The sequence below is a fragment of the Enterobacter asburiae genome (assembly GCF_007035645.1).
GTDB classification, from domain to species: domain Bacteria; phylum Pseudomonadota; class Gammaproteobacteria; order Enterobacterales; family Enterobacteriaceae; genus Enterobacter; species Enterobacter asburiae_B.
Genome location: NZ_AP019632.1, coordinates 2,913,960 through 2,934,156, shown reverse-complemented (window position 1 = coordinate 2,934,156; position 20,197 = coordinate 2,913,960). Strand labels below are relative to the sequence as shown.

Here is a 20,197-nt window from a genome sequence, read left to right as displayed (position 1 = left end):
GTAAGCCTTATTTTAGTGAAGGACGCAGGATAGCTAACACGTGTACGCTGAACAAGTCCGATCAGTTCGAACTAAACCAGCCCAGCCAGCGTAACGGCCATGGATAACGATGACGAGAATCCTGCTGTGTCGCCTGAGCTATGCGCTCCTGGATAGTCTGCATCAGGGTGGTTTGCCCTTCGCCATCCCAAACCAGATTTGTCAGTAAGGGTAGCGCATCCTCAATCCCTTCGATGGCCCAGATGGTGAATTGCTCTTGCTCAACCGCATCCAGAATATCCTGGCTGAGGCTCAAATGGCGTGCGTTGGGAGCAGGAATAATCACACCCTGTTTGCCGTTTAAACCGCGCTGCTGACAGATAGAGAAGAAGCCTTCAATTTTTTCGTTGAGGCCTCCCACTGGCTGTGCACGACCGAACTGGTCCACCGAACCGGTGATCGCGATGTTCTGATTGATGGGCACTTCCGCCAGGGCGCTGATTAAGGCGCACAGCTCGGCCATAGAGGCGCTATCGCCATCCACTTCGCTGTAGGACTGCTCAAACGTCAGCGAGGCGGAGAAGGGGATCTGTTGCTCAAGCTGCAGCTCTGACATCAAAAACGCCTGCATGATCATCATGCCTTTCGCGTGAATGTTGCCGCCCAGCTCGGCTTTTCGTTCAATATCGGTGAACTCGCCATCGCCAATGTGCACAACGCAGCTGATACGGGACGGCTCCCCGAATGCGCGCGGATGGCCAGGAAATTCAATCACCGACAGGGCGTTGATCTGCCCGACGCGTTCGCCTTCGGTTTCCACCAGAATTTGTTCCAGCAGAATTTCATCCTGCATACGGTCGGCAAGATAGCCTTCTCGCCACTCACGCTGAGCCAGCATCTGAGTGAGCTGTTCTCCGCTGAACGCCCCGTTACCGCTAATCACACCCACTTCACGCAGCTGTTTGCCGATCCAGAGCGGGCAAAGCGGCAGCGTTTCCTGGTCACCGGTGTAGCGTACCGCTTCGCGGATTAAGCCCGGCCACGCGTCAGCCGCAGGGGTTGGCAGCGCAAAACGCTCAGCAACGGCCATCACCCACTGGCACCACTGCGCCATATCGTCGGCATCGGCAATCTGGATATTGTCTTCGTATTCGCTATACACCGCCTGCTCAGCCAGTTCCGGCTCCATTTCCTGGAAGTCCGCCAGCGATTCGCGGTCGCCCGTCAGCACGACGGTCAGCGACAGCGGCATAGACGGAACAGAGACAGGCAGAGGACGAGACTCATCGTAGCCGACCCAGTCGAAACGCTTCTGGTTGACGATAGTTTTCAGACGCATCCACAGCAGCGGCTGCGAGAGCAGGGTACGCAGTGAGATGATGAGAACACCGCCATTTGCGCGATGAACCAGCCCCGGCTGCAGCGAAAGTTCGCCGTTAAACTGGCGCAGACAACCAAAGAGTTGTTCCGCCTCGACCCAGTTAGCGGTAATCACTTCGCCCTTAGCGGCAAAACGGCCATCGGCCTGCGCCGTTGGTTCGAAAGTGACATCATGTCCCGCAATACGATACTGGCCGCCAAAAACTGCGTTCGCTTCCGGCTTCAGCTGGCGCACGGCATCACCGAGCAGCGTCAGGTATTCCGCTTCTTCCGGGGCCTTGAGCAGCATGAAGGGCGCTGTTGCCCATGGGCTTAACACCTGCTCCAGCGCATAATGCAAACGAGGCTGCGTATCGCTAAGGATGAATTCGTGTTCTTTTGCGAGTTCGGGCTGTGCAAACAGTTCCTGGTAACTTTCGGTATCCGGAACAAGGTCACGCCATGCAAGTTTCGTAATGGTCAAAGTTGATGTTTTTTAGTCAGATGTAAAAGCGTGGAGTATACCGTAAGCGGGGGGCTGTACCCAAGCAGGATTGGGGATTTCGACAGGGCGATTGGCTGCATTCACTCACAGGATATGATTTCTTTTCAGCAGATTGCTAAAAAACTGATATTCTGAACAGAGTTACGTGGTAACACTGAGATCGCAATGAAATATCAACAACTGGAAAATCTCGAAAGCGGCTGGAAATGGAAGTACCTGGTCAAAAAGCACCGTGAAGGGGAGCTGATCACCTGCTACGTCGAAGCCAGCGCTGCGCAAGAAGCCGTGGATATTTTGCTGACCCTCGAAAATGAACCGGTACAGGTTAACGGCTGGATCGAGAAACACATCAATCCCGCGTTGTTAAACCGGATGAAGCAAACTATCCGCGCGCGACGCAAACGGCATTTTAATGCTGAGCATCAGCACACTCGCAAAAAATCAATCGACCTGGAGTTCGTTGTCTGGCAACGCCTGGCTGGGCTGGCACAACGACGGGGCAAAACGCTGTCGGAAACCATCGTGCAGCTGATTGAGGATGCCGAACATAAAGAGAAGTACGCCAACCAGATGTCGACGCTGAAGAACGACCTTCAGGCTCTGTTGGGTAAAAAATAGATTTTTCTTTTCTTCAGACAATAAAAAACCCCGCATGGCGGGGTTTTTTTATAAGACGATAACTTATGCCGCTGGCTGAGTTACAACGTCTTTGATGCCTTTAACTTCGATCTCTACGCGACGATCTGGAGCCAGGCAGTCGATCAGTGCAGCGCGAGCTTTCACGTTGTCACAGGTGTTGCCAGTAACTGGGTTAGATTCGCCCATACCACGTGGGGAGATCTTGTTAGCTGGGATACCTTTAGAGATCAGGTAATCAACAACAGACTGAGCACGTTTCTCAGACAGTTTCTGGTTGTAAGCGTCAGAACCGATACGGTCGGTGAAGCCCAGAACCACTACGGAACCGTCTTTAGGATCCAGGTTGCTCAGCTGGGTGTACAGCTGATCCAGTGCCTGCTGGCCTTCTGGTTTCAGAGTCGCTTTGTTGAAGTTGAACAGAACGTCAGACTTCAGAGTGAAGTGCTTGGTCTGTACTTCTGGAGCTGGAGCCGGCGCTGGAGCAACAACTGGAGCTGCTTCTTCCTGCTGGCCGAAACGGTAGGAAACACCTACGCTCAGCATGCCGTTGTCTGGACGAACACCAACGGTGTTGCCGTCGCCGATGTTGTTAACCCACTGGTATTCCAGACGGGTAGCGATGTCACGGGTCATAGCCCACTCAACGCCACCAGCGAATACTGGGGAAACACCGGTGTCATGGTTGTCACCAGAGATGTTGTTGCTGGAATCTGCGCGCCATACCATGCCGCCCAGACGGGTGTACACGTCCAGATCGTCAGTGATTGGGTAGCCCAGTTTAGCGGTCAGCTGAACGCCCTGTGCTTTGAAAGCGCCGTTAATGGTGTCGCCTTTGTATGGCATACGACCTAACCAGTCGTAACCCATTTCAAAACCAACATACGGGTTAACCTGATAGCCACCGAACGCACCTGCACCAAGCTGGCTCTCGTGAGTTGGGCCATCATTGTTCAGGCTGCTGTTGTACCAGCCAGTGTCGTGGAACTGAGACCAGCCCAGTTTACCACCTGCATACCAGGTATTATCTTTCGGAGCGGCCTGCGCTACGGTAGCGAAGCCAGCCAGTGCCACTGCAATCGCGATAGCTGTCTTTTTCATTTTTTGCGCCTCGTTATCATCCAAAATTCGCCATGAAAGTCTCAGGAGAGAATCACGGTTAAATCCTTCACCGGGGGGCGTGGTCAAATATAAATCTACCGATATCTTCGGCTTAGGCCGAGCACCCCTGGCGATGTAAAGTCTACAACGTAGCTGAAAACTTACAAGTGTGAAGTCCGTCAGGCATATGAAAAAAAAAGTTCCGTATACCGATTATTTAACATTTTTCGAACGAATTTTGTGCAATAAAATTAAGGAGAACCGCACCAGACAAGCCTTGCCGCAATTTTCAGGCCGGGAACTTTAATGCCATCTTGTGGTCAAAAAAAATTCCAGGAAAAATCTTAATTTCACTCAATGATACAAATTTGAGTGAATTTTTAGCCCAGAAAGTTGTCCTCTGCGGTAAGAATCCGATCGAACCGGACGCATAATGAACCCGATCGCATTCCCTTCTTCGGCTGCTTCAGTCAGACGGAAATGTTCCTCTTCCGTCAATTCTTCCGGTAACCATCCAATCACCACGCTGTAATTTCCGGTGCGTAACGCGCGGATCATCGACTCAACGGTGTCGCACGGCGGGAGCTGATTAATTTGCATGACCTTAGTAAGCGGAAGGCCTGCGGACTGAACCCACTCACGGCTCAGTTTTTGCTGAGGCGTGAGCCAAAGCTGCCAGCGCGATTGCTGACCAAGCTGTTGTAATAACGGCAACAACAGAAGTTGCGTCAACAGGGGCTGGTCTTCACGATAAACCACTTCACTGATAAGCCCCGTGGAAACACGCTCGACGGAATTCTGCGCGACATTGCCTGCGGTAGAAGAGAGAGAGGTTGAGCGATTTGCATAGCCTGAAGTGTGCATATTCATTCCAGCCCTGTAGTTACTGTATGGATATACAGTAACCCCTGTATGCATAAAGATCAACCTCATTTTCGGAAAGCGACTCGCAAAATTCATTCAATGTTGATGTCCCTCGAAAAATCATCTTGCTCATCGGCAATAAGTTGCCTATTTTCCTGCTAACGGATCCGCTAGTAAGAAATTTCGTTGTTACTTTATGATTTTGAAGGGAAATATCATGAAAAAGATATCTTATGAACGGATTTATAAATCCCAGGAATACCTCTCCCCGTTGGGCGAGATTCATCATCGCGCACTGTTTGGAGGCTATACCCTGGCGGTGGATGATGCGGTTTTTGCCATGGTGTCAGACGGAGAGCTTTATCTCCGCGCCTGTGAGGAGAGTGCGAAATACTGTGTAAAAAATGCCTCCTCTTTTTTGACGTTGATGAAGCGAGGCCGCCCGGTGCTGCTCAACTATTATCGTGTGGATGACGGATTATGGCAGGACAGGGAACGGCTGCTTCAGCTCTCCTCGTTTGCGCTCAGTGCGGCAAGAAAAGAGCGCTATCAGCGCCATCAACGAAACCGACTCAAGGATCTGCCAAACCTGACCTTTCAGCTTGAAGTCTTGCTCTTTGAAGCTGGCATTACCAATGAGGAAACGCTGCGGGCGCTGGGTGCCAGAGCGAGCTGGCTGAAGATGCGGGCAAAAAACAAAGCGCTCGGTATTAAGGTTCTCTTCGCACTGGAAGGGGCTATCGAGGGGCTGCATGAGGCGGCACTCCCGGCAGGCATTCGCCGGGAGCTGACGGAGTGGTTTAATGCGCTGCCTGAGCCACAGGAGAATCACTCCTCCAGGTAGCGATTTGCTGTTGCAGCCGGCAAATTTCAGGCAGCAGAGCGATAAGCAGGCCTATTTGCTGAAGCACCAGCGGCGCTTTGCTGTCGTTTTCTGGGTCAAGATGCGCAATGCGTTGAGCCAGTTCATCCAGCGCCTGTTGAACGCGCGGCTCATCGGCCGGTCGGTGATGAAGTGCGTCATCAACGTAGCAGACGGCGTCATCGAGCAGGTTGAGAATGCCCGGGTTGGTGAGTTTCTCACGGTGGGCACCCAGCGTCGAAATATAGCTGGTGAACGTATGGTTCAGACAGAGCAGGCGGAACGCAGTCTCACGAATCTCCGCCGTGGCGCGAGGCTCCGTTGACATGTTAGAGACAACGGAGGCCAGTTCTGCATCACTGTTGTGCGCGTCGCGACGGGCTATCCGGTAAGCCAGGCGGTTATCGCGCCCCTGGTGGTACTGCTCCAGGATTGCGTCAAGGTATCGACAGTTGGCGTTCATTGCCCTGTCTACCACGCGCGGCAAATTGCGGAAACGCCAGTCCGGCCAGATAAAGCTGACCGCAGCCCAGGCAATCGCACAGCCAATCAGGGTATCGATCACGCGGGGCAGGGCAACTTCAAACCCTTCACCCAGCAGGTTAAAGCAGAGCAGCACCAGCAGCGTGATGAACATGGTGGCGTGGGCGTACTGCACGTTGCGAAACGCGAAGAACAGCACGCCGGTGATCACAATCAGAATCAGTTGACCTTCAACGGAGGGCACGAAATAGAGTACCGGAAGGCCGATCGCGACGCCGACCAGCGTGCCGATAATACGCAGCGCAAGACGGTGTCGGGTGGCGTTATAGTTCGGCTGGCAGACGAACAGGCTGGTCAGCAGGATCCAGTAGCCGTGGTGCAGCCCGGTTATCTGGATAAAGGCATACCCCACGCACAGCACCAGCGACATTCTCACCGCGTGGCGAAAGAGTGCCGACTCCGGCGTAAAGTTACGGCTCAGACGCAGCCACATATCGCTAACGCTGTGCAAGCTGTCATCAGCAAGCTGATTTTCCACCTCACTGCCCGGCAGCGCCATCGCCTGTTCGGACTCAATGGTCGCCAGCTGAGCATCAATCGCCCGCAGGTTGTTCAGCAGAAAGCCCAGCGCTTTGATGTGCTCCGGTGACGTTCCGCTGGCCTGAACGCGGTCGAGCGCCGCATCAAGATGGCTGAATACGCGTTCAAAGCGGGGGTCATGCTGATAGGGCGTGCGCAGCAGAATAGAGCGCGAGAGCTGCTGACACGCCTGAGACTGCATGGACAGCAGGCGCTGGAAGCGGAACATTACGTCGCTGTAGCGGAACTTCTCGCGCAGGGCCGCGTATTGAACGTGCGAGGAGCTGGCGCGTTCGTGAATGTCCTGGGCGGCAAAATAGTAGTGTAAGGTCCTTCGCGTTCCGCGCTGACCGCGATCGCCGCGAAGACGGGTAAGCAGAGAGGCTTTTGTCTGGTTAAGGGTGGCGACCAGCTGGCCGTTTGCCAGCGCCAGATCGTAGAGCGGAGCCTGGCTTTCTTCCTCGATATCCGGGTCGAACAGCCGGGATTTCAGTTCCAGATAGTGGGCTAACTGCTCAAAGCTGCGGGCAAGGTTATCCTGCAGCGGGCGAACCGGGAAGATCAGATGACCGGTTAGCGTCAGCAGGTTATACCAGATGGCGCCCAGCAGCAGGAGAACCGGCTGCTGGTACCATTGGTCATAGAGGGAAACGCCCAGCATGGTGTAGATAGCGATCAGCAATGCACCAAACGCGATGGTGGCATAGCGCTGCCCGAGGCCGCCCAGCAAAATAAACCCGCTGGTTGAGAGCGTAAGGCCCAAGGCAAACAGCCAGGGCCACGGGAAAAGCAGCTCAACGGACGCTGACGCAATGAAAAAGCAGACGAGTGTAATGACCAGGTTACGTAAACGTCCGGCCAGACGATCGTCCAGGTCCGCCAGCGCCCCGGCCACCACTCCCAGCGTAAGCGGAATGGTGAGCTTGACATCATTCAGCCACCAGGGCAGTGCAACCGTGCCGCAAAGGGCGATAAATATCCTGACGTTGTATAGCCAGGTGCTGTTCCAGGTATAACGGCGAAGCAATGGGCTTAGCATAAACGCGGCCGGTCCTTATTTACTGAAAACGACGACGCGCGTTTGCTTCACGCGCCGCCTGGGCCACTTCTACCGGAACAACCCTGCGACCGACGGGCCAAAGGGCGATAGCGGCGATCTTAAAGTTCGCTATCCCCACCGGAATACCAATAATCGTGATGCACTGTGCAATACCGGCAAAAATATGCATGATGCACAGCCACCAGCCGAAGAAAATCAGCCACAGTATGTTCAGCAGGGTTCCGCCCGTATTCATCAGGGCGTTTTTGCTCTCCGGATTGAGTTCGTCAACGTGGATAGCTTCATTCCCGTAGGGGATTAAGGAGAGTTTTGTGATCTCCCAGCAGGAACGAGTCAGGGGAAGCGTGAAAATCAGGACGATGCTCACCAGCGTGGCAAAAAGCCAGGAAAGGGTGGTGGCAAAACCGCCCAGCACAAAATTCAACACATTCAGAACGGTACGCATAAACCCTCACTTCCTTTCGATAAAATTAACGCCCAATGATTGTAACGTTTTTTTAGGCTGGAGCACCTTAAAACTGGCAGTTAAACTGTCAGGTAAATTATCTCTTCGTGGATTTGGCGGAACATGGAACTGAAAGCAACGTCGTTAGGCAAACGCCTGGCGCAACACCCTTACGATAGGGTGGTTCTCCTTAATGCCGGGGTGAAAGTCTCCGGGGAACGCCACGAATACCTTATTCCGTTTAATCAGCTTCTGGCTATCCACTGTAAACGCGGGCTGGTGTGGGGCGAGCTGGAGTTCGTTCTGCCTGACGATAAAGTCGTGCGTCTTCACGGCACCGAGTGGGCGGAAACCCAGCGTTTTCATCATCACCTGAACGCACTGTGGCAGCAGTGGAGCCAGGATATGAGCGTAATTGCCGCCCAGGTGCTGCAGCAGGTGCTGGACGATATCGCGCAGAGCAACGCACAGCACGCGTGGCTGACCCGTCAGCAGACCGCCGGGCTGCAGCAAAAGATCCGACAGGCACTCTCGGCGCTGCCGCTCTCCGTGACGCGTCTCGACGAGTTTGACAACTGTCGCGACGCCTGGCGCCAGTGTCAGGCCTGGCTGAATGATAAGGATAAAAGCCGTCTCGCTCATAATCAGGCCTGGACGGACGCCATGCTCACCCAATACGCCGACTTTTTCAGTACGGTGGAATCTTCACCGCTCAATCCGGCCCAGGCGCGCGCGGTGGTCAACGGCGAGCAGTCGCTGCTGGTGCTGGCGGGGGCCGGTAGCGGTAAAACGTCGGTGCTGGTGGCGCGTGCCGGCTGGCTGCTGACGACCGGAGAAGCGGTAGCCGATCAAATACTGCTTCTGGCCTTTGGCCGCAAGGCTGCCCAGGAGATGGACGAACGTATCCAGGAACGTCTGCACACGCGGGATATCACGGCCAGAACCTTCCATGCCCTTGCGCTGCATATTATTCAGCAGGGCAGTAAAAAAGTGCCTTCCATCAGTAAGCTGGAAAACGACGCGCAGGCGCGTCAGGCGCTGTTCATCAAAACGTGGCGCCAGCAGTGCAGTGAGAAAAAGGCGCAGGCGAAAGGGTGGCGTCAGTGGCTGGAGGAGGAGCTCGGCTGGGAGGTGCCAGAGGGCAGCTTCTGGCAGGATGACAAACTGGCGCGTCGGCTGGGTTCGCGACTTGACCGCTGGGTCAGCCTGATGCGAATGCACGGTGGAACGCAGGCAGAGATGATTGAAAGCGCGCCGGAGGCGATCCGCGATCTGTTCTCGAAACGGGTCAAGCTGATGGCTCCGCTGCTGAAAGCCTGGAAAACCGCGCTGAAAGAGGAAAATGCCGTCGATTTCTCCGGTTTAATCCATCAGGCCATCATCATTCTTGAGAAGGGACGTTTTGTCAGCCCGTGGAAACACATTCTGGTGGATGAGTTCCAGGATATCTCTCCGCAGCGTGCTGCACTGCTCTCGGCGCTACGGGCGCAAAATAAACATACGTCGCTGTTTGCGGTGGGGGACGACTGGCAGGCCATCTATCGCTTCAGCGGGGCGCAGCTCTCCCTGACAACCGCGTTCCACCACTATTTTGGCGAAGGGGATCGCAGCGATCTGGACACCACCTACCGCTTCAATTCACGCATTGGTGAGATCGCCAACCGCTTTATCCAGCAAAACCCGCATCAGCTGGCCAAGCCGCTCAATAGCCTGCGCCCAGGGGATAAAAAAGCGGTCACCCTGCTTGCGGATGACCAGCTGGAGCCGCTGCTGGACAAGCTCAGCGGCTACGCGAAGCCCGATGAACGTATTCTGGTGCTGGCCCGCTACCATCACCTTAAGCCCGCGACGCTGGAAAAAGCCGCCACCCGCTGGCCGAAACTGCAGCTTGAATTTATGACAATTCACGCCAGCAAAGGGCAGCAGGCTGACTATGTGATTGTGGTGGGGCTGAAAGAGGGCAGCGACGGTTTCCCGGCCCCGGCCCGCGAGTCGGTGATGGAAGAGGCCCTGCTGCCGGTGCCGGAAGACTTCCCGGATGCCGAAGAGCGGCGTTTGCTGTATGTGGCCATCACCCGCGCGCGGCATCGCGTGTGGCTGCTGTTCAATAAAGAGGAGCCATCCGTGTTTGTCGATATCCTGAAGAGTATTGATGTGCCGGTGGCGCGTAAGCCATAACGATGTCAGGCAAGATTTTGTAGCCGGGTAAGGCATAGCCGCCACCCGGCAAAAAAGCTACTTCAGTCTGTCGGAAAGATAACGCTGATAGTCCGGAATAAGGATATCAACCGGCGAGTTAAACTGCGGCGATTCGATGATGAAATCCGCCGTCGACAGGTTTGTCGCCACCGGAATATTCCACACCGTCGCCAGGCGCAGCAGCGCTTTAACATCCGGATCGTGCGGAACCGCGTTCAGCGGGTCCCAGAAGAAGATCAGCACATCAATTTTCCCTTCGGAAATCTGCGCGCCGACCTGCTGATCGCCGCCCATCGGACCGCTCAGCATGGCATTCACCTGCAGACCCGTTTCGCGCTGGATCAGGTTACCGGTTGTGCCGGTCGCCGACAGGGCGTGCTTTTCCAGCGAAGGCTGATGGCGGCGAACCCAGTTAAGCAGCATTTGTTTACAGTGATCGTGCGCCACAAGAGCAATGTGTTTGCGCTCAGGCAGCGTGCGTGTTGTCAGTTCCATAATCATATCCATCAGGTTAACTGACTACACGATGACGGGAACCGTCTGACGCTGCAAGAGAAAGGCGTAAAAAATGTGGCTTATGATGAAGGTTGTTGTTTTGCCCACTGTAAAAAACGGGCCCGCGTGTCGGGATCGGCCTGCTGGAACCAGAATTTTAGGCGCTGTTCCGTCAGGGTCTGGGACTGGGGAGGAATAACGTCCAGTTCAGAGACGCCGGATAAAAGCGTACTGTCGTCCGCCATCATGGTGGCAAACTGCGGAAGCGATGCGCGTTTTCCCGCTTTGTTATAGGTCTGGGTCGCGGCCTCGTAATCCGGGCCTTTCGGCGAGGTCGTTAACGCCAGAATATCCAGCTTCACCGGAATCGGCATCGCATTCCCGTCCAGCAGTTCAACGCGGGGTGAAGCGTCGAAGGCCGCAGATTCCTTCTCCGTTTCAAGGCGAGGCAGGGTGATGTTCACCTGACTGATTTGCCGGGTATTAAAGCTGACGATCAGCGGCGGGGAGATGTACATCCGTTGCTCGTGATTAGCCAGACCGATCGACTTTTCTACCCGAAAGACCAGCTGATGCGGCCCGTTATCTAACTCGATGCTGTCTGCACCGCGCAATAACGAGCTGGAGACCTTTTTTCCGTCCAGTACAAGAAGATCAATGTCGGTAGAGAGCCGGAGCGTGGTAGCAAAAACGCAGACCGGCATCACTAACGCAATCAGGGCAGTGGCAATACCGGTTTTCATAGAAGGCTCCCGTCAGAAATCCTGTCGCCGCATTAATGTATCTAAATTTTTCGATAATCACGTTTACTAACATATAGACATATTTCGCCGTTTTGCCCTCATGCATCTGTATGGGATGGATGGTTGAGATGTGCGGTTTGGCGTACACTTTTAAAAAAGCCAGGAGAAAAACCATGAAAGAGAACGATATTGCCGAGATTCTGACATCCACGCGTACCATTGCGCTGGTGGGCGCGAGCGATAAACCCGATCGTCCCAGCTATCGGGTGATGAAATACCTTCTCGATCAGGGCTATCACGTTATCCCGGTCTCGCCAAAAGTGGCGGGGAAAACATTGCTGGGCCAGCAGGGTTACGCCACGCTCGCGGAGGTGCCGGAAAAAATCGATATGGTCGATGTCTTCCGTAATTCCGAGGCGGCGTGGGAAGTGGCGCAGGACGCTATCGCCGTAGGGGCGAAAACGCTGTGGATGCAGCTGGGCGTGATTAACGAGCAGGCCGCCGTGCTGGCGCGGGATGCGGGGTTGAAGGTCGTCATGGATCGCTGTCCGGCGATCGACATCCCCCGTCTGGGGCTGGCGAAGTAATAAAAAAAAGCCCGTTATCGGGCTTTTTTTACACGCTTAGTTCCGCAGGCGCGGAGCCTGTAACTGTTTGCGGATAGTCTGAGCAAGTTCATCCATTGTGGGTTGCTCCGGATGCTCTTCCTGCAGCTCGCTACTCAGCTGCGCTTCGGCCAGATAGGTGTGAACGGGTTGTCCATCATCACCTTCCATTACCACATGGTACCAGGGCGCGGCGCGAAGCTCTGCGTTCACCGCCAGCTCGTCTGCTGACGGTTCATCAAGGGAATACTCCGGGTCGATATCCACGACCACACCCAAATACCCTAGCAAAGTGTGGCGGACCTGCTGGCCGATACCGAATTTGCTGGCAATCATAGTCACCTCCCGGGAAATACGACTTACACGTTATGTGCGGGCAATATTTCTCTTTTCAAGTTACATGACGCGACAGGCAAACCCTTTCAGATACAGTCCTTCCGGGTAGGTAGCAATCACGGGGTGATCGGCTGCCTGACGGAACTGCTCTATAAATTGTACATCACGACCAGCATCTATTGCGGCATCGGCGATGATTTTCTGAAATAAATCTGTGGTCATCAGGCCGGAGCAGGAGAAGGTGAGCAGAACCCCGCCCGGGTTCAGCAGCTGGATAGCCAGCATGTTGATATCTTTATACCCGCGGCACGCGCCCATCAGCTGGCTTTTGTTTTCCACAAACTTCGGCGGATCCATCACGATGACGTCGAACTTCTCGCCCTGATCGCGATATTTACGCAGCAGCTTGAACACGTCATCGCGGACAAACTCCGCTTTGCTCAAGTCCAGCTTGTTGAGCTCGACGTTCTGTTTTGCCACGTCCAGCGCTTCCTGCGAGGTGTCCACGCTCACCACCTGAGCACAGCCGCCCATCAGCGCCGAAACGGCAAAACCGCCGGTATAGGAGAAGCAGTTCAGCACGCGTTTGTCGGCAACGTACTGACGCGTAGCCAGACGGCTATCGCGCTGGTCGAGGTAGTAACCCGTTTTGTGCCCGCCCTGAATATCCACCAGCAGCTTCATGCCGTGCTCTTCAATCGGCAGCAGGGCCGGTGGCAGTTCGCCCGTGACGGGCCCCTGAGTCAGCTCCATGCCTTCTTTTTTGCGCACCGCCACATCGCTGCGGTCGTAAATGGCGCATTCCGGGAACAGCGTTTGCAGCGCGCTGATCAGCGCGGCACGCTGGTATTCCGCTCCGGCGCTCAGGAGCTGCAGCACCAGGAAGTTACCGAAGCGATCGATGGTCACGCCCGGCAGGCCGTCGGACTCACCGGCAATCAGGCGGTAGCTGTCCAGCCCGTCGCGTTTTGCCAGCCAGTCGCGCCACTGCTGCGCCTGCTGCAGGCGGCGAACGAAGAAGTCGATGTCGATGGTTTCATCTTTATCAAACGTCCAGACGCGAGCGCGGATCTGGGACGCTGGCGAGTAGGCGCCTCGCGCTAACCATTTCCCCTGATGGTCAACGATATCAATGGTTTCACCGAGGCTGGCTTTGCCTTCCATACGGGCAACCGCGCCGGAAAAGACCCAGGGATGACGGCGCAGTAATGATTTCTCGCGCCCTTTGGCTAACACTAAACGTACACTCATAATTTGCTGTTCTGTCGATTTCAGGAAATGGCGCGTAGATTACCACATTCAGCAAGGCGCAATCATCTGCGGATACCGTTGAGCGTTTCGGCACAAAATCAAATCGCTTAGGCACATTACGATATTGCAGCTGGGTTTAGAGTGGGGCTTCCGGTACAGCAGAGGGAGCACCCATGAAAAAGCGCAGTGTGATAGCCATAGCCGCTCTGGCGGCGATGAGTTTTCAGGTTTTAGCAACAACGCCTTTCGACGTCACCAGCCAGGATATTTCCGGCGAAAGGCGGCTGGCGCAACAGCAGGTATTTGAGGGATTTGGCTGCCACGGTGGGAATATCTCACCGCAGCTGGCATGGAAAAATCCGCCTGCCGGTACGAAAAGTTTTGCCGTCACGGTATATGACCCGGATGCGCCCACCGGCAGCGGCTGGTGGCACTGGACCGTAGCCAATATTCCGGCGAAGACAATGACGCTGCCCGCTGATGCCGGTAACCCGAACGGCGAGAAATTACCTGCCGGCGTTGTGCAGGGGCGTAATGATTTCGGCTATTCTGGATTCGGCGGCGCATGTCCACCCGAAGGGGACAAGCCTCACCGCTATCAGATTACCGTCTGGGCCCTGGTCGTGGATAAACTGCCCGTCGACAACAATGCCAGCGGCGCGCTGGTCGGTTTTATGCTCAATAGTCACGTTCTGGCAAAGGCTCAGTTAACAGCAACCTACAGCAGATAAGGATGGCAGGGTGCAGGAGTTTCATTTTCGACATAACCATCTTACCGCGGGTGAAGTGACTGCCAGCAAAATGCATCGCCTGCACCAGGTTAAACTGTTTTTTCCGGCTATTTGTCATATCACTCACGGCACTAAGGTGATAGTTCAGGATGATAACCGCCTGGAGGCGACACGGGATGAGCTCATTATTATCCCGGCCAATACGGCGATGGAGATTATCAATCAGCCTGTAAACGGTCTGTTTCACTCGGATTTGCTGATGTTATCCCCGGAGATCGTCGCCGAGTTTAAGGCGCAGTACCTGAAATCCTGGCCGCGCACGACGCTGCATTCGCTCTGCGCCCCGCTGAGCGAGGGGTTGGCGTTTATGTGGGACAATCTGCTGCACGCCGTGCGTCAGGATTTACCGGAGGCGCTACAAAAGCATCAGGCTTTCGGCCTTTTGCTGGCCCTGCTGCACGATGGCGTGGCGGGTCCGCTGCTTGTTGAGCGCAACAGTAACCTGACCGAGCAGGTGCGGCAATTCATTATGCTATCGCCCGCCAGAGACTGGACCGCGCAGGACGTTGCCAGCCGTCTGGCCTTAAGCGTGCCGACGCTGCGCAGACGCTTGCGTGAAGAGTCGCAGAGTTTTCGCCAGATCGTGGAGGAGGTGAGGATGGCCGTTGCTTTGTCACAGCTCCAGTCAACCCGATTACCAATTGGCGAAATCGCATTACAATGTGGGTATCTTTCCAGCTCTCGTTTCACCGCCCGTTTCCGGCAGCACTATGGCTGTTTGCCGAAAACGCTACGTTAAGGAGAAGAAAAATGTCAAAAGTCTGCACCATTGCCTGGGTTCACGGCGTTGTTCAGGGCGTGGGGTTCCGCTACAGCACCCAGCGCGAAGCGGTTGAGCTTGGGCTCACGGGATACGCGCGAAATAGGGACGACGGCAGCGTTGAGGTGGTCGCCTGCGGCGAAGCGGAGCAGGTCGACAAGCTGGTGGCGTGGCTGAAAGCGGGCGGGCCGCGCAGCGCACGGGTTGATAAGGTGTTAACGGAACCGCATCAACCCGGGCGGGAATACGTAAACTTCGGGATTCGGTATTAAATACACTTCACCGGCTTAGGCAGGCCGGCAATTTTGGTGGCCTGTTTTGCCGGGCCTTTCGGGAACAGACGATACAGATAGCGGCTGTTGCCTTTCTCTTCGCCGAACTTATTGGCCATGGCTTTAACCAGCATGCGGATCGCCGGAGAGGTGTTGAATTCAAGATAGAACTCGCGAACAAAACGCACCACTTCCCAGTGTTCGGGGGAGAGGGTAATCCCTTCGTTTTCCGCAATTTTCTCCGCCAGCGGCTCGCTCCAGAGCGTCGTATCTTTCAGATAGCCTTCGCTATCGGTCTCAATTTCCTGGCCTGCAAAAATGAACATAATCTTCTGTCGTCTGTGAAAAAAACGGCGACAGTGTAGCAAAAAAGCCGCCGAAGGATAAGCCGTGCCCTACAGGAGCAGTTGCAGCAGATTGTTGGCATTAAGCTTTTTCAGCGCGTTGCATTTATGGGTTGAAACCTGTTTCTCAGACATACGCGTCACGATGGCAATGTGGCGTACCGGCAAGCCGGTAAGCATCAGATCGAGCACGTTGAATTCAAGGCCGGTAAGACAGCAGTCAAGACTTCGGACGCGGCGAGGCTCTTTTGCCAGCAAATATGCCGCATCAGCGACGGCGATCCGGTCATCGATGATATAAAGGGTCAACGTACTGAAACGCTTGCGTAAATGCGTCGCCAGCGCCCACCCCTTTTCATTGCATACCAGATACAGGCTGCCTTGCCAGCGGGCGGCTTCCAGTCTGAGCAAAATGTTAATCAGTGCCTGATGCGTACCCGCCACGGAAAAACGACAGCGTACGACAACCACGCGGCGGGTAAGCAGCGCTGGCTGCCATTGCACGGTGTCGCTTTGGACCTCTGGCTGGACGCCCCGACGCAGCAGCGCGTAACGCAACCCTTCGGCGTAAAATCGATTGTTGTCGAGAATGGCGTAACTCACGGTGACCTCGTTATAACGTGCTGGGCGTATAGATAACGCGCAGCGTGCCGGTATAGTCGCCCGCGTTTTTGCTGCTGGCGGCAAACGCGGGGGTTTTCAGGATAATAGGGGCAGGAATGCACAATACGCTCTCGCGTCCGCCGGGCAGCACGACCTGACGCAGATGCTGCGGATCGTTCGTGCCTTGCCAGACCAGGGTTTTACCGTTCGCGACGGCTTCGGTTGCGCCTGTTATTGGATTGGTGACGGAGACCCGATAATCGAGACGATCCCGCGCATCGGTCTGGCTACCGCCGCGTCGCCTGATTGAAAACGCGCCTTCGGCACGATCCGCTGAGGGGAGTCCGTCATCCTCAAAGCTAAGATAGGCGCGGGTGCTGGTGCTGTTATTACCGTCGTACAGGCACATATCCAGCGAGTTTTCCCCCTGGATCTCACTACCTCCCGGCCGCCCCGGGAAGTTGGTCAGGTTGAGGTTAACGATAGGCGTAGAGTGCGGAAATGCCGGCAGATAAATCTGCTGATTACCCGGATCGACCACCTCAATGCGAATGTTTGCCTGCCACCTGGCGATGGTGAGGTAGCCAGGGCATCCGACGTTGACGTCATTGAAGTTTCCGCCACAGTCGGCGCTCCCCCATTGACGCAGGTTCTGCTTCAGCGTTGCGGTCCAGATCCCCGGCAGGGCGAGCTTATCCAGTTCGCTTTTCACAATATAGAAATCGAAATAGGGCTCTCTGTTCCAGGCGCTGAGATCGCCCGTTCCCCCTGTGACAAAACTGGCGAAGGTAAAGACTTTATTGTTGATAAACATGTAGTGATCGCCATATACCTTGATATCCACCGTCTTGCTGGTGAGGGCATGCGTGAAACGTAAATTGATGGCATAGGGCGCGGCCGGGTTAGCTGAGAACCAGACCGGCGAGTTCATGCAGGCCCCGTTCGTGGTATCAGTTCGGGACTCACAGGTCAGGGTATTACGTCCCCACTTTTGCGGGTCGGCGAGGTCATAGCCGCCCGATTCATGAAACCAGATATCGAAACGCGCAGGCGGTGCCGTACGATCGAAGCTGATCCCAACGCTGGTGTTTCGTCCCGCAGGGGCGCCCGCCAGCGTCTGGCCTGTCCACAGGCTTAAGAACAATAAAATAAAGAGGCACTTAATCACATCATTTCCCTTTAGTGAGGTTGTCGGCGTTCATGGCGGTCGGGCTGACTGGGGTCGTTCGTCCGGCCAGCATCAGCTGCGCCTGCTGCTGGACGGCATCCGGCAGGGCGGAGAAGGTTAACTCCCGGCAAGGAATGGAACCGACATAGCGCACCACGTCGCGCATACTTTTCACGTTGAGTTCGCACTGATAAAACTGCTGTTGGCGCACCAGGTAGAGGTTATGCAGCAGGGCATCGCTCTGGGCGCTGAATCCGCCGTTGCCGAGATCGCTCCAGCCGTTAACGTTCAGCGGCACGCCACCGATAAACGGCGAATGACGCTCGTCGGTTAACTGGCCGAGCCAGGTGTAGCTTGCGGTGGTTTTTACATCCCGACGCAGCAGTTTGCCAGGCACCATAAACAGCGTTCTGCTGCCTGAACCTTGCGTGATCTCACTGCTGGCTCCCCGGGATACGTCCAGCGATTCGTTAATCGTCAACGTTGTCTGCTGGTAGCCCGGCACTGCGAAGAGGGCGCGGCTATTGCCCGGAATGTCTGCGCTCCCGCTGTTATCCAGCGACACGGCAACGCTCGGAGCCTGGGTATCTTCCGGTGTAGCAACGTTAACCGCGACGGCGGAAGCAGGACGACCGTCGCTCCAGCGGCCGAGCCACAGGCCAGAACGCGACAGCGCAAGGGTCGAGCTGTAGTTGCCGCTGCTGCTCAGCGTATGGCGCCTGTCCTGACGATCCCAGGCGTCGCTGACGGTCAGACTGCCGTTGCCGTATCGCCCGCCCTGTCGCGTATAGGCTGAGGTATTCAGCGAGTCGCTGTTAATGCCCGAAGCGCTCAGACCATACTCGTTTTCGCCGCGTGCATCGGCGTACCAGTTATGCGCCACGTTGTAGCTCAGCTGATTTTTTTCACGCTGCTGGTGCTGCCAGGTCGCGCCAAGAGAGGTATAGCTCGACGCATCACCCTGACGGTTATGCGCCATGGACAGGCTCACGCTCAGGTAGCCGCCTTTGTCCCTGCCGTCGCGGGCGTCATCGTGACGCATGAACAGGTTAATGCTGCTGTTAATGTTCAGGCCTCGGGTGCTAAAGGCATTGCTCAGCCCTCCCTGCCAGGCGCGCGAGCGCGAGCGGGTCATATAGACCGATTCCCACGGCAAACCCGCATCGTGGCGATCGTCGCTGTCCGGGAGCTCCCGACGTGAAACGTACCGTCCTTCGTTGCGGTTATCCGAATATCCGAGGCTCGCATACCAGGCGCCGACAGGGACGGAAAACATCACCGAGAGGGTGCGATAACAGCCGTTCACGGCGTCAAACCCCGCGCTTCGGGTGTTGCAGTTTTCCGCTGATAGCGCGTTGCGATAGAGGCTCAGTGAAAAACCGTCGTTGTAGCTGATTTGCTGAATATTGCCGCGCTGGCCTTCGCTGCCGTAAAGGTAGCTAAACCGGGTACTCAGCACGCCGTCGATCGGGCCCGCGTTGAAGCCCCGGCTCCAGTCGAGCGCATTTTCCAGGAAACGCTGGTTTTTCTTTATCGTTGCTCCGCTGGTCAGCGCCAGGGTCGGGGTGACGGGCAGGCGCACACCCGCCTGCGCAACCGCGCTGCGTTCTTCGTTCCGATCGCTATTGTCGGTTTCACCCGCCTGCAGGAACCACTCGACGCGGTCAAATGGCGTAATGCCGGTTCGGGTAAACGGCACCTGCTCGGTACGCGTCAGCCGGTTATTTTCATAGACCGACAGCGTGACGGTGTAGCTCCCGTCCGGAAACGATCGCGTGTCGAGGGTTTGCGCCCCGGCATTCAGGTAAAAGCTGGCCAGCAGCTGATTGCCACGGCGGGCGTCGATACGCGCGTCATGGGAAAGCAGTACGGTGACAGGCGTTCCCTTTGACTGCTGAACCGGATTAATCCACGCCCGTGTTGAACCCGTGCGCAGACCGCGAATTTTGCCCAGCGGCAGCTGGCTGAGGTTGATATTCCCGCCGGCATTACTGAACAGATCGCGGGTATCCATCTCGCCCAGCTGGACATAGTACTGACGCAGGATATCCTGGCGGAACCAGGCGTTGTTGACGGTGATTTCCTGTTGCTGCTGGTGCCTTGAACGCTGTCCCAGCCAGGTCCAGTCGAGGTTAACATAGCCGTCCTGCGTGAGCGCCAGCGCGCCATTGCCCTGTACGGTGGCTGACTGATAATCCCTGTCGGCAACAAAATTAATATTCTGCTGATGGATCAGCGCATTTTCGGTGTCCTGCGTGGGCTGATACCACTGATTTTCCGCGGTGGCTTTAGGCAGAAATTTCTTGTCCAAAAACAGGCTAATACGGGCGTTATTCTCGTCATAGATAATGGCCGCGCGGTCGGTATCAATGTAATCGCAGCCCGCTGCGGAGCCGTTGCTGCTGCAGGCCAGGTTGCCGTTACGGGCAAGCGGAACGGCCAGCGCGGCAGACACGGTGCCAACGAGAGCTGGGTCGTCGTTAAACCGGCGTTTGATGGCCGCCACAACGGTTTCAGGTGCGACAAAACTGACCGTTTCAAGCGTGATATCCGTTTCAAAAAGTCCAAGCGACTCGCCGTAGAGGTTGACCTCTGTCCACAGGCGCTGCGTTTTAGCCAGATCTTCAAAACCTGCCGGGACGGCCATCCCGGCGCAGGCGAGTTGGATGGATGCGGGTAACAAAGCAACAAAGAGGAGAGTATTTCTGTGAAACGCCATGAACGAGCCTCGACATCATCCTGACGTCAGAGGGTGGG

At 55.7% G+C, this 20,197-nt stretch carries 20 protein-coding genes; 7 read left to right on the top strand and 13 right to left on the bottom strand.

Translation table 11 applies throughout. The annotated features are described in order from the left end of the window. Positions 1-61: 61 nt before the first annotated feature. Positions 62-1,822 carry an AAA family ATPase gene (locus FOY96_RS14095; RefSeq protein ID WP_094934908.1) on the bottom strand — a complete coding sequence of 587 codons (1,761 nt, stop codon included), beginning with the start codon at positions 1,820-1,822 and terminating at the stop codon, positions 62-64. Positions 1,823-2,008: 186 nt separating this feature from the next. Here FOY96_RS14095 and matP point away from each other — a divergent pair, with 186 nt between their 5' ends. Further along, positions 2,009-2,461 carry a macrodomain Ter protein MatP gene (gene matP, locus FOY96_RS14090; RefSeq protein ID WP_032658161.1) on the top strand — a complete coding sequence of 151 codons (453 nt, stop codon included), beginning with the start codon at positions 2,009-2,011 and terminating at the stop codon, positions 2,459-2,461. A gap of 63 nt (positions 2,462-2,524) precedes the next feature. Here matP and ompA read toward each other — a convergent pair whose 3' ends face one another. Continuing rightward, entirely contained in the window at positions 2,525-3,580 is a 1,056-nt protein-coding gene (gene ompA, locus FOY96_RS14085; RefSeq protein WP_023311028.1) for a porin OmpA, read from the bottom strand. Positions 3,581-3,934: 354 nt separating this feature from the next. After that, positions 3,935-4,444: an SOS-induced cell division inhibitor SulA gene (gene sulA, locus FOY96_RS14080; protein WP_033145120.1), complete on the bottom strand. Its 510-nt coding sequence runs from the start codon at positions 4,442-4,444 to the stop codon at positions 3,935-3,937. Positions 4,445-4,661: 217 nt separating this feature from the next. Here sulA and FOY96_RS14075 point away from each other — a divergent pair, with 217 nt between their 5' ends. After that, complete coding sequence (locus FOY96_RS14075; RefSeq protein ID WP_033145121.1) at positions 4,662-5,288, top strand: TfoX/Sxy family DNA transformation protein; 627 nt, start codon at positions 4,662-4,664, stop codon at positions 5,286-5,288. Here FOY96_RS14075 and yccS read toward each other — a convergent pair. After that, a complete protein-coding gene (yccS, locus tag FOY96_RS14070; RefSeq protein WP_143347277.1) occupies positions 5,245-7,407 on the bottom strand; it encodes a YccS family putative transporter in 2,163 nt (720 codons plus the stop codon). The two genes, FOY96_RS14075 and yccS, sit on opposite strands and share 44 nt — an antisense overlap. Before the next feature lie 19 nt (positions 7,408-7,426). Beyond that, the gene (locus tag FOY96_RS14065; protein WP_023311032.1) at positions 7,427-7,873 is read right to left on the bottom strand and encodes a YccF domain-containing protein; all 447 of its coding nucleotides are present in this window, start codon (positions 7,871-7,873) and stop codon (positions 7,427-7,429) included. A 123-nt stretch (positions 7,874-7,996) separates the two neighbouring features. Here FOY96_RS14065 and helD point away from each other — a divergent pair, with 123 nt between their 5' ends. Then, on the top strand, positions 7,997-10,051 hold the full coding sequence (gene helD / locus FOY96_RS14060; protein WP_143347276.1) for a DNA helicase IV: 2,055 nt from the start codon (positions 7,997-7,999) through the stop codon (positions 10,049-10,051). Between the two features lie 57 nt (positions 10,052-10,108). On the opposite strand, the gene mgsA is transcribed toward helD, so the two are convergent. Next, positions 10,109-10,567 carry a methylglyoxal synthase gene (gene mgsA / locus FOY96_RS14055; RefSeq protein ID WP_033145124.1) on the bottom strand — a complete coding sequence of 153 codons (459 nt, stop codon included), beginning with the start codon at positions 10,565-10,567 and terminating at the stop codon, positions 10,109-10,111. A gap of 80 nt (positions 10,568-10,647) precedes the next feature. Next, positions 10,648-11,310 carry a curli synthesis inhibitor gene (csgI, locus tag FOY96_RS14050; protein ID WP_033145125.1) on the bottom strand — a complete coding sequence of 221 codons (663 nt, stop codon included), beginning with the start codon at positions 11,308-11,310 and terminating at the stop codon, positions 10,648-10,650. 173 nt (positions 11,311-11,483) lie between these two features. Between csgI and FOY96_RS14045 the strand changes: the two genes are divergently transcribed. Further along, positions 11,484-11,897 carry a CoA-binding protein gene (locus FOY96_RS14045; protein ID WP_023311036.1) on the top strand — a complete coding sequence of 138 codons (414 nt, stop codon included), beginning with the start codon at positions 11,484-11,486 and terminating at the stop codon, positions 11,895-11,897. A gap of 36 nt (positions 11,898-11,933) precedes the next feature. Here FOY96_RS14045 and hspQ read toward each other — a convergent pair whose 3' ends face one another. Continuing rightward, positions 11,934-12,251 (bottom strand): heat shock protein HspQ, encoded by a 318-nt coding sequence (gene hspQ / locus FOY96_RS14040; protein ID WP_008499919.1) that lies wholly within the window; start codon positions 12,249-12,251, stop codon positions 11,934-11,936. 60 nt (positions 12,252-12,311) lie between these two features. Further along, a complete protein-coding gene (rlmI, locus tag FOY96_RS14035; protein ID WP_032658151.1) occupies positions 12,312-13,502 on the bottom strand; it encodes a 23S rRNA (cytosine(1962)-C(5))-methyltransferase RlmI in 1,191 nt (396 codons plus the stop codon). Positions 13,503-13,675: 173 nt separating this feature from the next. Here rlmI and FOY96_RS14030 point away from each other — a divergent pair, with 173 nt between their 5' ends. The 3 genes from FOY96_RS14030 to yccX are packed head-to-tail and all read left to right on the top strand — an operon-like array spanning position 13,676 to position 15,325. Continuing rightward, positions 13,676-14,233, top strand: a complete 558-nt coding sequence (locus FOY96_RS14030; RefSeq protein ID WP_143347275.1) for a kinase inhibitor — start codon at positions 13,676-13,678, stop codon at positions 14,231-14,233. Between the two features lie 10 nt (positions 14,234-14,243). Next, entirely contained in the window at positions 14,244-15,032 is a 789-nt protein-coding gene (locus FOY96_RS14025) for an AraC family transcriptional regulator (protein WP_143347274.1), read from the top strand. Positions 15,033-15,043: 11 nt separating this feature from the next. Continuing rightward, positions 15,044-15,325, top strand: a complete 282-nt coding sequence (gene yccX, locus FOY96_RS14020; protein ID WP_033145129.1) for an acylphosphatase — start codon at positions 15,044-15,046, stop codon at positions 15,323-15,325. Here yccX and tusE read toward each other — a convergent pair. From tusE to FOY96_RS14000, 4 genes are all read right to left on the bottom strand, one after another. Beyond that, positions 15,322-15,651: a sulfurtransferase TusE gene (gene tusE / locus FOY96_RS14015; protein WP_008499913.1), complete on the bottom strand. Its 330-nt coding sequence runs from the start codon at positions 15,649-15,651 to the stop codon at positions 15,322-15,324. The genes yccX and tusE overlap by 4 nt on opposite strands. A gap of 69 nt (positions 15,652-15,720) precedes the next feature. Next, positions 15,721-16,272, bottom strand: coding sequence for a LuxR C-terminal-related transcriptional regulator (locus tag FOY96_RS14010; protein WP_047061513.1), 552 nt, complete (start codon positions 16,270-16,272; stop codon positions 15,721-15,723). A gap of 10 nt (positions 16,273-16,282) precedes the next feature. Further along, complete coding sequence (locus tag FOY96_RS14005; RefSeq protein ID WP_143347273.1) at positions 16,283-17,440, bottom strand: CblD like pilus biogenesis initiator family protein; 1,158 nt, start codon at positions 17,438-17,440, stop codon at positions 16,283-16,285. 1 nt (position 17,441) lies between these two features. Then, complete coding sequence (locus FOY96_RS14000) at positions 17,442-20,159, bottom strand: TcfC E-set like domain-containing protein (protein WP_143347272.1); 2,718 nt, start codon at positions 20,157-20,159, stop codon at positions 17,442-17,444. Positions 20,160-20,197: the final 38 nt, after the last annotated feature.